Below are 15,264 nucleotides of genomic sequence, written 5' to 3'. Positions count from 1 at the left end.
TAGTCATGCCAGAGGCCGCGTCAGGAGACAGACACTGTTTCAAACACGCGAAACTGGTCACGGATCCTTAATTTTGGCGAGATCTCCCCTAAACTATCTCCAGATCCCCGGAAAGTAGAAAGCCTTCACTTGTGACTTCTGAGAACACTCGCCGGGCGCGCAATATCCAACCCGCGCCCTCTGCCGCTAGCGCGGTTAAGCAAAAGGGTTCCACGGCCACCAAAACCATCGTGGCCGTCATTTCTGCCCTCATCCTAGCTGTCTCCGGCGTGGGCTATGCCACGGTGGGACGCTTGGATACGGGCATGTCCTCCGCCTCGGACCTATCCTTGGGCGAGGATGGTTTATCCGATCCTTCCTTGGACGGCGCCGCCGATATCTTGCTCGTGGGCAAGGACTCGCGTACCGATGCCCAGGGCAACCCGCTCTCCGAAAAGGAGTTGGCGGATCTCCACGCCGGCGTTGCCGAGGGCGAGGAAAATACCGACACCATCATGCTCGTGCGCATTCCGGAAGACGGCTCGCGTGCTACGGCTGTCTCCATTCCGCGCGATACCTATGTCAACGACCCGGACTACGGCAATATGAAGATCAATGCCGTCTACGCCTCGCACAAAAACGACAAAGTCCAGGAGCTCCAGCAGGAAAACGCCGAGGCGGAGGCGCAGGGTGAGAAGAAACCGTATTCGGATAAGGACATCGAAAAGCACGGCGTGGAAGCAGGCCGCGAAGGCCTGCTCAAGATGGTGCACTCCCTGACCGGCGTATCCATTGACCACTACGCCGAGGTGGGCTTGCTGGGCTTTACGCTGCTTACTGATGCCGTCGGTGGCGTCGACGTGTGCCTCAACGAAGATGTTGAGGACGAGATGTCCGGCGCCAAATTCCACAAGGGGACCCAGACCCTCGATGGCGCGAAGGCGCTGACCTTCGTGCGCCAGCGCTATAACCTGCCGCGCGGTGACCTCGACCGCATCGTGCGCCAGCAGGCGTATATGGCCTCGCTGGTTAAGAAGGTACTCGATAATGACACGCTGACCAGCCCGTCTAAGCTCTCCAAGATTGCTAAGGCCGTGGAGCGCTCCGTGGTCATCGATGATGGCTGGGACATCATGGGCTTCGTCACCCAGCTGGCCGGCCTGGCCGGCGGCAATGTCACCTTCACCACCATCCCGGTCACCTCCATCGATGGCCGCGGCGATTACGGCGAATCCATCGTCACCATCGATACCAATGAGGTTCACCGCTTTATGGAGGATCTGGCCAAGTCGCACGAGGAAGCCGAAGAAGAGGCGGCCGAGAAGGACGAGAAGACAGAAGACGCGCCGGAGCATGATGCTGATATCAACTCCGATAACGAGGTCCACGTCCTCAATGCCGGCAATATCGATGGCTTGGCCGCCGGCATCGGCACCTGGCTGGAAAACACCGGCTATACCGTCGAGCGCTCCGCCAACGCCCAGCCCGGCATCTACTCCGAGTCCCAGGTCGTGGCCGCGGACCCCGATAGCGAAGATGCCAAGAAGCTGGCGGAAAAGCTCGGTGGCCTGCCGGTGGTAGAAAACCCGCAGCTCGATGACAATACCTTGCTCGTCGTGGCCACCGATGATTACCAGGGCCCCTCCGATGAGGAAGCAAGCGCCGAGGAATCCGCGGCCGAGGAAGATACCGACCTGGTAGGCACCCCGGGCAATGACTTCGGCGCCAACAAGGTTTCCCCTGAAATCGACGCCGGCGGCGACGGACCGCGCTGCGTGAACTAAGCAGGCTGGCCTACGATGGGCGGGTATGGAACTACTCGCCCATCTTTTAAACGCCGATGCCGCCACCCCGCGGCTGACTGTTTATAACGAATCCACCGGCGCACGCATGGATTTTTCCGCGCAGACCCTAGATAACTGGGTGGCCAAGATCGCCAATATGTTGGAAGAAGAGCTCGACTTGGAGCCGGATTCCACCATCGCCATCGATGTGCCCACCTCGTGGCAGGCCGCCGTCATTGCCTTAGGCGCCCTCGCCGCCGGGCCCACCTTTGATTTCGGTGAGTCGGCCGCGCTTGCCGACGTCGTCTTTACCTCCCCCTCCCGCTACCTTTCAGCCCAAGAGCGGCAGCTGCAGGCCGATATCGTGCTCATCAGCGATGATCCCTTTGGCCGTGGCATCGTCGAATCCGGCGGGGATCTGCCCACCGGTGCCATTGACTTCGGCCCCACCGTCCGTTTTTATGGCGACCAATACTTCGGTGAAACCCAACCCCTGCCAGAGTTGGTGACCCCGCCCGCGAGTGCCGAGCGGTTGCTGTCTACTGGGTGGAGCGACAAAGCTTCCTTCACTCGCGCCGTCCTCGAGCCCTTAGCCGCCGGTGGCTCTGCCGTCATCGTCGCTGGACTCTGCCCCGCGTCCCGCCTGGATGAAATTGCAGCGAATGAGAAAGTAACTGCCCGGCTGTAGGCCAAGTGGCCTATACTTGCCTTCCATCATGTTCTTGGGAATCTCTTCAGACGCGTGGGTCTACATCTTTATTGGTGTGCTCATTTTGGTCGGCACTATCACTCAGGGCTCGATCGGCTTTGGGCTCGGCACCATCGCCACCCCCATTGTCGCGCTCTTGCGCCCGGATTTAGTCCCCACGCTCATCTTGCTCCTTGCGCTGTGCATTTCCATCTATACTCTGGCGCGGACGTACCGCGAAACCTCATGGCGCTTGGTCGGCATATCCGTCATCGCCCGCATTCCGGGCTCGTTTGCCGGCGCGTGGGCGATCGCTTCTCTCTCGCACGACGGTCTTTCCATCTTCATCGGCTGCGCCGTGCTCTTGGCGATGTCCCTCTCCAGCCTCGGCTGGAGCCCCGAGCCTACCAGGCGCAATACCGTCCTGGCCGGGCTTACCTCCGGCTTCCTGGGCACCTCCACCTCCATCGGTGGCCCGCCGATGGCGCTGATCATGAAGCGCTTCGACCCGCAGCGCACCCGCGGCAGCCTCGCCGGAACCTTTGTGATCGGTACCGTTATGTCGCTCATCATCCTGGGCTTTAACGGCCAGGTCACCCAGCCGCAGGTCTATGCCGCCGCGGCCTATAGCCCGTTGGTGGTCATCGGCCTATTCATTGCCAATTACCTCAACCACTTCATCGATACCAAGCGCCTTAACCGCATTGTCACGGTGGTAGCTATTACCGCCGCCCTTGCCCTTATCGGCCAAGTGGTGTTTTTCTAAGCCGGCTATAAGACCGGTATTGCGTTGTGATCACTGCCCCCGGTTTTGTCTCTAGCCTGTCCAGCTATTGTTTCGCGCTGAAAAAAGGTTGTACGCTAGAAGTGCATCATCAGCGCAGAGGAAGGACCAGAGAGTCTGTACCCTCCATTAATTTTCCCTGCGCCCTATTCTCTTTCTTTTAGGTGATGAAATGAACGAATTTATCGCTGCGCGCTGGCAGGACATCCTTTTCCGCAGTTACCAGCACGCAAGCCTTGTCATCCAATCGGTCGCCGTGGCCCTAGTCATCGCGTTGATTATTGCCATTTTTGTAGCCCAACGCCCGCGCGGTGCGGCTATCGCTAATGCCTTAACCTCCATCGGCCTGACCTTGCCTTCGCTGGCACTACTTGGCCTTGCCATCCCGCTCTTTGGCATCGGCACCATACCTTCCGTTGTCCTCGTGGTCTTTTATGCCGTCCTTCCCATCCTGCGCAATGCCATCGTCGGTTTGCACAATGTCAGCGACGATGTCATCGAATCCGCCCGTGGGCAGGGCATGAGCTCGACGGCCATCCTCTTCCGCATCCGGCTGCCGCTGGCCTGGCCGGTGATTATGACCGGCATCCGCGTCTCCACTCAGATGTCTATGGGTGTTGCCGCCATCGCCGCCTACGCGCTCGGCCCAGGACTGGGTGGATATATCTACTCAGGGCTAAGCCAAATCGGCGGTACCAACGCACTTAATTTCACGCTGGTGGGCACCATCGGCGTCGTCATCATTGCGCTCATTGTGGATGCGATTCTCGCAGGAATCCAAAAATTGACCACCCCGAAAGGTATTTAAGAATGTCCGATTCAACGCACGCTTCATCCACACACTCTGCGGACGCAAGCAATAGCGGTGCCAGCATCGTATTTGATCACGTCACCAAGGCCTATTCGGGACAAGACTCCCCCGCCGTCGAGGATCTCTCCTTCGAGATTCCGGCGGGCGAGCTGGTCGCATTCGTCGGCCCCTCCGGTTGCGGCAAAACCACCTCGCTGAAGATGATTAACCGCTTGGTGGAGCCGACCAGCGGCACCATTTATATCGATGGCGAGGACGCCACCAAGAAAAACCCCACGCAGCTGCGCCGCGATATTGGCTATGTTATCCAAGGCGGCGGGCTCATCCCGCACATGTCCGTCGCGGATAATATCGCCCTGGTGCCCAAGCTGAAGAAGTGGAAGGCCGATAAGATTTCTCAGCGTACCGATGAGCTTTTGGATATGGTCGGGCTCGATCCTGCTACCTACCGCGATCGCTTCCCCAGCGAGCTATCCGGTGGCCAGCAACAGCGCGTCGGCGTCGCCCGTGGCCTGGCGGCGGATCCGCCGGTGGTCTTGATGGACGAGCCCTTCGGCGCAGTAGACCCCATCACTCGCACCCGTCTGCAGGATGAATTGGTCAATATCCAATCCGAGCTGAAAAAGACCATCATCTGCGTCACGCACGATATCGATGAGGCCATCAAGCTGGGCCACCGCATCCTCATCTTTGAGCCAGGCGGAAAGATCAGCCAGTACGATACGCCCGACAATATCCTCGCCGCGCCCGCCAATGACTTCGTGGCTGACTTCATTGGTTCCGGCTCTGCCTTAAAGCAGCTCAACCTGCGCCGCGCGGACGAGCTGGAGCTTGCGGATCAGGCGACCGCGCGCATCGGTGAATCCACTGATAAGGCGCTAGCGCGCCTGCGCGAGGCCGGCGAAGAAATGGTGGTCATCATCGATGACAAGGGCCATCCCCGCGACTGGATCTTCGCCCGCCAGCTCGAGCGCTACGAGACCATCCCGGAGCCGCAGTTCGAGCTCAACTCCGTTGTGGATGCGCGCTCTACGCTAAGCGATGCCATGTCTGCCATGCTTGCTTCCTCCCACAGCGGCGCGCTTGTTACCCGCCGCGGCGAATTCGTGGGCGTTTTGTACTACGAAACGGTCACGGATTATATCCAGCAGATGAACGCCGCGGCTCAAGAGGCTTTAGATGAAAAGGAGGTGGATTCCGGTGGAGAAATTTAAGCGCCTCACCGGTGAAGACCGCCTCCTTATCATCGGCATCCCCATCCTGGTGGTGCTCACGGTGGGCGGTTGGCTCATCTGGCACGCCACCGCCGAGCTGGATGATATTGAAGAGCGCACCCTGCAGATTAGCTCCGTACTCACCATGACCCGCGAGCACTTGGTCCTCGTGGTCATCTCCGCGTTGCTGGTCATCGCCACGGCCGTGCCACTGGGCATCGTGCTAACGCGCAAGTCCACCAAGTTCATGGCGCCGATCATCACCAGCATCGCGAATATCGGCCAAGCCGCGCCCGTCGTCGGTGTCATCGTCTTATTGGCCATCTGGTTGGGCTTTGGCGAACCGGTGGCCATCCTCGGCCTCTGGTTCTATGCCTTCTTGCCGGTGCTCGCCAATGTGATTGCGGGATTGCGGGGTGTGGATAAGCAGCTTGTCGAGGCCGCCTACGGCCTCAGCATGTCACCCTTCCAGGTTCTCACCAAGGTCGAGCTGCCCATGGCCCTGCCCGTTATCATGACCGGTATCCGCACCTCCTTGGTGCTTTTGGTCGGTGCTGGTGCGTTTGCCACCTTTATTGATGCCGGCGGCCTCGGCGGGCTGATTACCACCGGAATCACCCTCTACCGCAACCCTATTCTCATCTCCGGCGCGGTCCTCATCGCGTCCTTAGCCTTAGCGGTCGAATGGGTGGGCCGCGTTCTTGAGGTTGTCTTCGCCCCGAAGGGAATGATCAAATGAAACGCCTCCTCGCAACGCTTGCCGCCGCAAGCACGTTCTTCCTCACCGGGTGCGGCCTCGGCACTGCCGGTGGCCTCATCCCGAGTGGGGAGTTAAAGGGCGACCTTGCCGATATCGACCTCGACGGCGCCAATATTTCCATCGGTTCCAAGAACTTCACCGAGCAGGTCATCCTGGGCAAGATTGGTGCCATCCTCTTGGAATCCGCCGGTGCCAACGTAAAGGACTTGACCAATATCCCCGGCTCCACCTCGGCGCGCCAAGCGCTGGAAGTCGGCGATATGGACTCCATGTTTGAATACACCGGCACCGCCTGGATTACCTACCTGGGCAATGCCGACCCTGTCCCCGGCTCGCAGGAGCAATACGAGGCAGTGAAGGAAGCCGACAAGGACCACGGGCTTACCTGGCTGCCCCCAGCGCCAATGAATAATACGTACGCGCTAGCCATTAGCGAGCAGTCCCACGCAAAGTACGGCCTTGAGTCGCTGGCAGATATCAAGGGAGTTCCCGCCAACGAACAGACCTTTTGCACCGATAGCGAGTTCTTGGCCCGCAATGACGGCCTGCTTACCATGCTGGATAGCTATGGCGTTGAAAAACCACCGCGCGACCGCATCCGGATCATGGATTCCGGCGCCGTCTATGCCGCCTTGAATAAGGGCGAGTGCACCTTTGGTTCAATCTTCGCCACTGATGGACGCATTAAATCCCTGAACCTCACCGTACTTGAGGATCCTGAGCTCTTCTTCCCCAAATACAACCTCGCCCCAGTTGTGCGCACGGAGGTCCTGGAGGAACACCCAGAGATCAAGGATCTCTTCGCTCCCTTAGCGGAGCTCCTGACGGATGAGAAGATGCAGGAGCTCAATGCCCGCGTGGACGTCGACGGTGAGGACTACACCGCCGTGGCCCGGGATTTCCTTATCGATGAAGGGCTGCTAGAAGCTTAATCATCTGGCCGCTCTACCAGCGCAAATGGATTTACAGGAAACTTTCAGTAATTTTCAGCGACCTATCAGATAGATTCCATTGCTGTTCCAGCCACATGCCCCATACTTAAATCATGCGTTTGAGAGAGCGCATACGAGAGAGATAGAGAGAACCCCTCAGTTTCCAGAGGGCGGTGAAAACCGATACATGGAAACACCCTTGTAGAGAGAGACGTCAGCGGCACTCGGAACCGAAAGGAACCGGGTGCCGCTGGCGTTTTCTAGTTCTACTTGCTGGGTTAAGGGCTATGCCACCAGGTCGTTCTTGCGCGGCGCGAAGAGCACGGCGGTACCCGTCACGATCGCCGCAGCCACCAAGTAAAACGCTGGGGCGAGTTTATTTCCGGTGGTATCAATCAGCCACGTCGCGATCATCGGGGCTGTACCACCGAAGATGGCATTGGCCGTATTAAACGTCAGCGCGAAACCAGACAGGCGCACGTGCGTGGGGAACTGCTCGGAAAGGAAGGAGGGCAAGACGCCATCGTTAAGCGCCAGCACCCCACCCAGGCACACCTGGATGATGATGACGAGCAGAATGCCTGCGCCATCGAGAAGCATGAATGCCGGAATAATGGCAAGGCCCATAAAGAGCGCGGCGCACAGCATGGTGGTGCGCCAGCCTAGGCGATCGGACAGCAGGCCGGTCAATAGCGCAAAGCACACGTAGAACGCGGAAGCCACCGAGGAGGCGACAAACGCCGGGGTTTCTGCCATGCCCAGCTCCTCCGAAAGATAGGTGGGCAGGTAGGTCAAGATGACGTAGAAGCCAATCGCGTTGAGCACCGCGCCGGCAAAAGCAATGGCCAGGGCCTTGGGGTACTTCAGCACTTGGCGCAGCGGCGAAAGCTCAGTGTCCGCGTGCTTTTCAAAGCGGGAGGATTCCTCCGTGTGGCGGCGGATCCATAGGCCGTACAAGCCCAGCGGCAGCGCCACCAGGAAGGGAACGCGCCAGCCCCAGGAATGCAGGGCATCATCTTCAAGCACACCGGTAAGAAATGCCGCGATGAGCGAGCCCAAGAGCAACCCTGATGCGGTTGCCGATGGCACCACCGCGGCATAAATCCCGCGTTTTCCAGGTGGGGCAATCTCAGCCAGGTGCGTGGCGGCGCCGGCGTATTCACCGGCTGCGGAAAAGCCTTGCACCATGCGGCACAGCAGGAGCAAGAGTGTGGCCGCAAAGCCGATGGTCGCATACCCAGGCAATAGGCCGATGCAGGCGGTTGCCATCGACATCAATACGATGGAATAGGTCAGCGTGTGGATGCGGCCGTGCTTATCACCAATATGGCCCCAGACTATTCCGCCGATGGGGCGCACCAGGAATGACAGTGCGAAGAGCGCGAAGGTCAAAATTAGCGCGCGGCGGCCTTCCATTTCCGGGAAGAAGACGCGCGAGATAATCGCGGACATATAGATATAGGCCGCATAATCGAACCACTCAATGAACGTGCCGATGAAAGCGGCCTTGATGGCGGAAACGCGCTGTTCGTGTGAAGTGCCAGGAACGTCCACACCCGTTGGGGCAGATTCATCGCTCGCTGGCGGTGGGGCTATCAGAGGAGCCATGCTCCTCACCTCGTTTCTGTTGAGCTTCATTCGCAAAAATGGCGCAGCATAGTCTGCGCCCATAGCGACGAGCCTACAGAACTTACTATGGTTTAGATCACTTTCGTACGCCTTTATTGCCTCTACTACAGGCTTTGCTTGCCGATGCCTCCCCTTCCCCACCCAACTCACAGCACTTAGCAGCAACCTTTCAGGCAGATTCAATGGCGAGCCCAGCCGCATGCCCCATACTTAAATCATGCGTTTGAGAGAGCGCATACGAGAGAGATAGAGAGAACCCCTCAGTTTCCAGAGGGCGGTGAAAACCGATACGTGGAAACACCTTGTAGAGAGAGACGTCAGCGGCACTCGGAACCGACAGGAACCGGGTGCCGCTGGCGTTTTACTAGTCACATTATTCGCCGCCGTTTTGCCCGCTGCCTCTGCCTGCCGCCGCTGGCTATCGCCTCGGCCCCGCTGCAAGGCCGAACCACCCGCGCTAGGCGGGCTTCTTCCGTGGGATTTCCTTATCGAAGTCAATGAGCCGTCCCAATGCCCAATCGCGGTCCGTAAGCAGCCGGGCAAATACCATCCCCGCGCCGATAGCGCCTACTACCATCAAACCGGTGGCCACATTCGCCACAGCCTGATCCATCTGTCCATCGTTGAGGTAATAAACCGCGCGGAACATCGTCACCCCAGGAATCATAATGACGGCGGCAGGCACGGTCGTGGTAATGCGCGGCAACCGCGCCTTTTGCGAGGCCACCGCTCCCAAGAGTCCGATAATCAGCCCGCCAATAAAAGCCGCAAAGTAGATGGTCGTGCCCAGTTCAAGGAGTCCCAGGCGCACCGCATTGGCCACGGTTCCCACGCTTGCGGCAACTAGGACCATGCGGCGCGAGGAATTAAAGAGGAAGGCAAAGCCCGCGATGCCGAAGAAGCTGGCGACAAAAGCCAGCAGGTACCACCGCGTATCCGGCGCGGGGACCGGCGGATCCGGGCTAAGATCCGTCAACCAACTGACCATGGAGACTGTAAACGTAGCGGTAAAGATGACCGTAAACGCATACCCCAGCCTGGCGATGCCCGCGTCAAAGTCAAAGCGCGCAATATCGATCAGGGCCGAAAACAGCGGGAACCCCGGAATCAAAAAGAGCACCGTCGCGACATAGCCCGAGGACAGCGAGCTCGGCTCTACCACCCCGGCAAATCCTAGGATCTCGATAAGAATAAAGAACGTGATGCTGGCTGCCGCGCCACCGGCGATGATCCCGCCAATTTGGTGCACGTGCTGGTGGAGCACCTCATAGCGCACGAACTGCCCCACGAACGCCGCCAGCGCGACGAGCCCTACCGCCTGCACCGGAAAGAAGTTCAGGAATGCAAACGCCGCGCACGCGACCGCGGCTGCGGTGGATAGAACCCACACATTCCAACGCTTTTTTACGTCACTTTCAATGGAATCGAGCATTCCCGAAAGCTCTTCTGCAGTAATTCCGGAGTACAGGCGGTTATGGGTGAGGTCCTCCAATGCCTCAATGCGGGAGGCATCAACGGCCGGCGAATGCGTGCGCGCAATCACGGTGCGAAAGGAGTCACCCCGGTGAAAGGTACAGGTAATCTGCGTTAGCCCCACGTTGGCATCCAAGTAGTCAAACCCTAGCGCCCGGGCGCTGCGCTTCATACCGCGCAGCACGCGATATCCCGATGTGCCAGCGCCCATCAGCATCATCCCGACACGCAACACGACGTCAGCTTCCACGCCCATCTGCCGGTGAAAATTCGGATCATACTGCGACGACAAATCTTTCACCTCTACCTCGCGGGAAAGCTGCGGGCCAGGCCGCCTTTCGCCGGCCATTGCCCCAGCTTCCACCCACATTTTGGCTGTTTCTTCTACCTTCCAGACTAGCGCACCGCCTGCCTACCCCGTGTCCCCTCTTAGCCTCCACTAACTTTCAGGAAAATTCCAGCTTTTTTCAATGCCTATAACAGGGTCTAGCGCCATACTTTCCTTAGCGTTTGAGAGAACGCAAGAGAGATAGAGAGAACCAGCTCCAGCGCCCTGCGGCCCTTTACTGAGGCCCGGGCGCTGGAGTTGTTTTCATCGAGTTCGCAATAGTCCCCTAGCCTTTACGGACTCGACGATTACAATTCATCAAAAGTTTCCATTATGTGAAACACCCCGTAATCTACGCGGTTTACGTTGGCTGGGTGACTCTCAGGGATGACCACGCCGACGCTAAGAACGGCATCGCGACTGCCACGGCCACTGGCCCGAGCAACGATAATTCATCGGAGCTCGTACGAAAGGCTACAAAGAGCCGACATAAGGAATGGTTGCTGGCTGCCGTACTTTTGGCGCCCAACCTCATCTTGCTGGCTATCTTTACCTACCGGCCGCTGCTGGATAATATTCGGCTTTCCTTTTTTAATTGGAATATTTCCAGTTCAAGCTCCACTTTTGTTGGCTTTGATAATTACGTGGAGTGGTTCACGCGCGATGACACAAAGACGATTGTCTTAAATACCGTCATTTTCACCTTTTTCGCGGTCATCGGCTCCATGGTGATTGGGCTCGCGCTTGCACTTCTTCTCAATCAAAAAATCAGGGGTCGCAACTTTGCACGCTCGGTGGTCTTCGCGCCTTATGCGATCTCCGGTGCCGCGATTGGTATCGCCTTCCAATTCGTATTCGACCCCAACTTCGGATTGATTCAAGAAATCCTTGGGTGGTTTGGCATAAGTTCTCCAAACTTTTATGCCGTGCCTGGCTGGGCGTTGTTCATGGTGACATTCACGTTCGTGTGGAAAAACTTGGGCTATACGTTTGTAATCTACTTGGCTGCCCTACAGGGCCTAGATAAGGAATTAGACGAAGCTGCTGCCATTGATGGAACAGGCCGTTGGCGCAAATTCTGGCGCGTGACGATGCCGCAACTGCGCAATACCACCTTCTTCCTTTCCATTACGGTACTGCTCAACTCTGTGCAGGTCTTTGACATCATCAACGTCATGACCCGAGGCGGCCCACAAGGCAACGGCACCCAGACGCTGGTTTTTCAGATTTATAACGAAACCTTTGTCAATTTCCGCGCTGGTTACGGCGCCACTGCTGCGACAATCCTATTCCTCATCCTGCTCGTCGTTACGCTGATTCAGGTCCGCATCATGGATAAGCGAGGTTAACCACCCAATGGCTGATTCAAATCTTCACATGGTCACAGACTCTTCCCCTGTAGCTAGGCGCGCCAAGCTCATCGGCGGCTACGTGGGAATTATCCTCGTCCTCCTGCTCGTGGGACTGCCGTTGTTCTGGATTTTGATGACCTCATTCAAGGCCAGAGGTGACATTTACACCGACCCAGTTAACTGGCTACCGCCGACGTGGGAAACGAAAAATTACGCAGATGCCACCACGCGCGTTCCCTTCTGGACCTACCTGCGCAACTCGGTCTTCATTACCGCGGTACTATCCGCTATAAAAATTGTGCTTGGTGTCGTCTCCGCCTACGCCTTATCTATCCTTCGCTTCCCAGGACGCAATCTAGTCTTCATCGTAGTGATTTCTTCCCTGATGGTTCCTGCAGAAATCACGGTGATTTCCAACTATGCCTTGGTCAATTCCTTGGGCTGGCGCAATACCTTTGTTGGTATCATCGTTCCGCTGGCTGGTGTTGCCTTCGGCACTTTCCTCATGCGTAATCACTTTCTTTCCTTGCCGTATGAACTTGTGGAAGCTGCTCGCATGGACGGTGCCGGCCCCATTCGCTTACTCACCAAGGTGCTTCTTCCCGTTTCTTGGCCAACGCTGACAGCGTTTTCCGTGATCACACTAGTAAACGAGTGGAATACCTACTTGTGGCCTTTCCTGATGGCAGATACGGAACGTGTCGCTCCCTTGCAGGTGGGCCTGACCATGTTGCAAAACAATGATGGCGTTACTAACTGGGGCCCAGTAATGGCCGCTACCGTTCTAACCATTCTTCCGATGGTCGTCATCTTCCTTGGCCTGCAGAAATACATGATTCAAGGTCTCACCACTGGCGCCGTAAAAGGTTAGAAGGTTTCTATCCCCATCGCGCTCGCCGTTTTCACCCACTTCTTCGCAATTTGACTTAAATATAAGGAGATACCCATGCTTCGCCGTAAGTTTCTCGCACTAGCTTCCACTGCTTCTACCGCTTCATTTCTTGCCGCTTGTGCTGGCACCTCATCTACGAGTTCCCAGGGCAGTAGCGACGGTGGCAATGGTGGCGAGGTCACGGAATTGACGTGGTGGTCCAACCACCCAGCTTCTTCAAAGGACATCGAAAAGGAAATCATCTCTCGCTTCGAGAAGGAAAACCCTGATATTAAGGTCAACCTTGTTGACGCTGGAAAGAACTACGAGGAGGCAGCACAAAAGTTTAATGCTGCACTCACCGGCTCTGATCTTCCAGACATCGTGGTTCTCTCCGATGTGTGGTGGTACAACTTCGCTATCAACGGGCAGATTGCCAATGTTGATGATCTAGCCAAAGAAGCCGATATTGACCTTTCAAGCTATGTCCAGCCACTCTATGAGGACTACAACTACGACGGCGGCCACTTCGCGCTTCCCTTTGCTCGGTCGACTCCCCTGTTCTTCTATAACAAGGACGCTTGGAAGAAGGCTGGCCTGCCGGACCGCGGACCGGAGTCTTGGGACGAAATGGATGAGTGGTCTAAAAAGCTCGCGAGCGCGGATTCCAAAATGAAGCCATTTGGCTGGGGCGACGCCGTTGGCTACCTGGGATGGATTTTCCAAGGCCCCTTGTGGTCTAAGGGCGGCGCCTACTCCGATGAGTGGGATTTGAAGTTCACTGATGGCAAAACCATCGAGGCTGTGGAATGGCTCAAGGATGTTACCGATAGCAAGAATGGCTATTCCTACATGGGCAATGACATGGCTATGGAATTCGGTACCGGACGGGCTGCAGCCACTGTCCTATCCACAGGCGACCTTGCAGGTATCTCTGATACCGCTGACTTCGAATTAGGAACCGCATTCCTTCCCAATCCAAAGGGAGACGGCGCTTGCCCCACCGGAGGTGCCGGTCTTGCCATTCCTTCCGGTATTAGCAAGGACCGCCAGTTGGCAGCCATTAAGCTGATTGATTTCATCACGAACGACGAAAACACCTCGTACTGGTCCCAAAATGTGGGTTACATGCCGGTCCGCTCTTCTGCTGCCGACAACGAGGAACAAAAGAAATTCATGGAAGAGAACCCGAATTTCGAGACTGCTATCAAGCAGCTTCCAGAAACTCGCCCACAGGACAACGCCCGTGTATTCCTCCCTGGTGCAGATCAGGAGATTGGTGGAGCCTTCGAGAAGATCGTCACCAACCGCGACGATGTCACCAAGGTGCTCACGGATCTGGAAAAGACTCTGCAGTCCATTTATGACAACCAGGTAAAGCCCGTCATTAACGGCTAACCGTGCCAATTCTCCTTAACATCTGAAAGGTAACACCATGGCTACTGTCACATTTGATGGAGCAAGCCGCATCTACTCCAAAGACGCGGAGCGTCCCGCAGTTGACCAACTCAATCTAGATATTGCCGATGGCGAATTTTTGGTCCTCGTCGGGCCTTCTGGCTGCGGAAAATCCACCAGCCTTCGAATGCTCGCTGGCCTTGAGCCAACGGACCGAGGTTCCATTCGGATCGGCGGAAAAGACGTCACTGGAGTCAGCCCATCAGATCGAGACGTAGCCATGGTCTTTCAGAACTACGCCCTGTACCCGAATATGTCGGTCGCGCAGAATATGTCCTTTGCCTTGGAGAACCGGAAAGTTCCCAAGGACCAGATTAAGACGCGTGTGCAAGAAGCCGCGAAAATTTTGCAGATGGAGGATTTACTTGACCGAAAACCCGCGAATCTTTCAGGCGGCCAGCGTCAGCGTGTAGCGATGGGCCGCGCCATCGTGCGCGAACCTGCTGTATTCTGCATGGACGAGCCACTATCCAACCTGGATGCAAAACTACGCGTCTCTACCCGCGCGCAGATTTCAAATTTGCAACGCCGCCTAGGCACCACGACGGTGTACGTGACCCACGACCAGACCGAAGCAATGACCATGGGTGACCGCGTCGCAGTTCTTAACGCCGGTGTCCTACAACAAGTAGATACCACTCGTGAAATCTACGATCGCCCCCAAAACGTCTTCGTTGCCGGCTTTATCGGCTCCCCTGCGATGAATATCTACAACCTCGCACTCACCTCTAGCCAGCTTTCACTGGGGTCTACTCGCATCAACTTGGCCAATTACGACTTCGATGGTGCGCAATCCATTACCGTTGGCGTTCGCCCTGAAGATTGGGTGCACACAGAGGAAGGTGCGGAATTCACCGTTAAGCACGTTGAAGAGCTCGGCAATCAAACCTACCTCTATGGCGACTTGGCAGAATCCGGGGAGAATCTACAGTCGACGACCCGAATGGGCGGACAAACTGGCATGTTAGTAAGCGCTCGCCGTGATTACACGGTGGGTGACACTTTCCGCGTTTCCCCAGATCCTGACCGCATCCACCTATTTAGTTCTTCTACTGGTGAGCGTCTAAACTAAAGTCGACAAAGCGAAGTTAACAATGTAAATTTCTACTTTGCCCGGTGTAGCAAAAATTCATTGTTACTCGATTGCCTGAGGCATCCACGCAATTCTGTTTCCCGCGGATATTGCTAAGGCCAACTGCAT

At 56.8% G+C, this 15,264-nt stretch carries 13 protein-coding genes; 11 read left to right on the top strand and 2 right to left on the bottom strand.

Going from position 1 to position 15,264, the window contains the following annotated elements; translation table 11 throughout:
• Window positions 1-131 precede the first annotated feature (131 nt).
• The 7 genes from ACLI1T_RS02890 to ACLI1T_RS02860 all read left to right on the top strand — a co-directional run bounded on the left by ACLI1T_RS02890 (window position 132) and on the right by ACLI1T_RS02860 (window position 6,952).
• Complete coding sequence (locus ACLI1T_RS02890; protein ID WP_023025576.1) at window positions 132-1,763, top strand: LCP family protein; 1,632 nt, start codon at window positions 132-134, stop codon at window positions 1,761-1,763.
• Between the two features lie 25 nt (window positions 1,764-1,788).
• Window positions 1,789-2,451 (top strand): TIGR03089 family protein, encoded by a 663-nt coding sequence (locus tag ACLI1T_RS02885; RefSeq protein WP_411702984.1) that lies wholly within the window; start codon window positions 1,789-1,791, stop codon window positions 2,449-2,451.
• 28 nt (window positions 2,452-2,479) lie between these two features.
• Entirely contained in the window at window positions 2,480-3,217 is a 738-nt protein-coding gene (locus tag ACLI1T_RS02880) for a sulfite exporter TauE/SafE family protein (protein WP_023025571.1), read from the top strand.
• A gap of 190 nt (window positions 3,218-3,407) precedes the next feature.
• Window positions 3,408-4,043 (top strand): ABC transporter permease, encoded by a 636-nt coding sequence (locus ACLI1T_RS02875; protein WP_023025569.1) that lies wholly within the window; start codon window positions 3,408-3,410, stop codon window positions 4,041-4,043.
• Window positions 4,044-4,045: 2 nt separating this feature from the next.
• A complete protein-coding gene (locus ACLI1T_RS02870) occupies window positions 4,046-5,260 on the top strand; it encodes an ABC transporter ATP-binding protein (protein WP_411702983.1) in 1,215 nt (404 codons plus the stop codon).
• Complete coding sequence (locus ACLI1T_RS02865) at window positions 5,247-5,999, top strand: ABC transporter permease (protein WP_284849885.1); 753 nt, start codon at window positions 5,247-5,249, stop codon at window positions 5,997-5,999. Before ACLI1T_RS02870 ends, ACLI1T_RS02865 begins: the two co-directional genes overlap by 14 nt.
• Window positions 5,996-6,952 (top strand): glycine betaine ABC transporter substrate-binding protein, encoded by a 957-nt coding sequence (locus ACLI1T_RS02860; protein WP_411702982.1) that lies wholly within the window; start codon window positions 5,996-5,998, stop codon window positions 6,950-6,952. The genes ACLI1T_RS02865 and ACLI1T_RS02860 overlap by 4 nt, the downstream gene beginning before the upstream one ends.
• 285 nt (window positions 6,953-7,237) lie before the next feature.
• Here the strand turns inward: ACLI1T_RS02860 and ACLI1T_RS02855 are convergent, their stop codons facing one another.
• Both ACLI1T_RS02855 and ACLI1T_RS02850 read right to left on the bottom strand, forming a co-directional pair.
• On the bottom strand, window positions 7,238-8,560 hold the full coding sequence (locus tag ACLI1T_RS02855) for an MFS transporter (protein ID WP_411702981.1): 1,323 nt from the start codon (window positions 8,558-8,560) through the stop codon (window positions 7,238-7,240).
• Window positions 8,561-9,038: 478 nt separating this feature from the next.
• Window positions 9,039-10,310, bottom strand: coding sequence for a threonine/serine exporter ThrE family protein (locus tag ACLI1T_RS02850; RefSeq protein WP_198010522.1), 1,272 nt, complete (start codon window positions 10,308-10,310; stop codon window positions 9,039-9,041).
• Window positions 10,311-10,756: 446 nt separating this feature from the next.
• Here ACLI1T_RS02850 and ACLI1T_RS02845 point away from each other — a divergent pair, with 446 nt between their 5' ends.
• From ACLI1T_RS02845 to ACLI1T_RS02830, 4 genes are all read left to right on the top strand, one after another.
• On the top strand, window positions 10,757-11,731 hold the full coding sequence (locus tag ACLI1T_RS02845) for a carbohydrate ABC transporter permease (RefSeq protein ID WP_034659666.1): 975 nt from the start codon (window positions 10,757-10,759) through the stop codon (window positions 11,729-11,731).
• Between the two features lie 7 nt (window positions 11,732-11,738).
• Window positions 11,739-12,605: a carbohydrate ABC transporter permease gene (locus tag ACLI1T_RS02840; protein WP_411702980.1), complete on the top strand. Its 867-nt coding sequence runs from the start codon at window positions 11,739-11,741 to the stop codon at window positions 12,603-12,605.
• Between the two features lie 75 nt (window positions 12,606-12,680).
• The gene (locus ACLI1T_RS02835) at window positions 12,681-14,003 is read left to right on the top strand and encodes an ABC transporter substrate-binding protein (protein ID WP_023025555.1); all 1,323 of its coding nucleotides are present in this window, start codon (window positions 12,681-12,683) and stop codon (window positions 14,001-14,003) included.
• Between the two features lie 37 nt (window positions 14,004-14,040).
• On the top strand, window positions 14,041-15,135 hold the full coding sequence (locus ACLI1T_RS02830) for an ABC transporter ATP-binding protein (protein ID WP_023025553.1): 1,095 nt from the start codon (window positions 14,041-14,043) through the stop codon (window positions 15,133-15,135).
• The last annotated feature ends 129 nt before the right edge of the window (window positions 15,136-15,264 follow it).

It is taken from the genome of Corynebacterium tuingiense, from assembly GCF_046718165.1.
Classification (GTDB): Bacteria; Actinomycetota; Actinomycetes; order Mycobacteriales; family Mycobacteriaceae; genus Corynebacterium.
The sequence above is the reverse complement of the archived record's forward strand: the minus strand, read 5'-3'. Positions and strand labels throughout refer to the sequence as shown.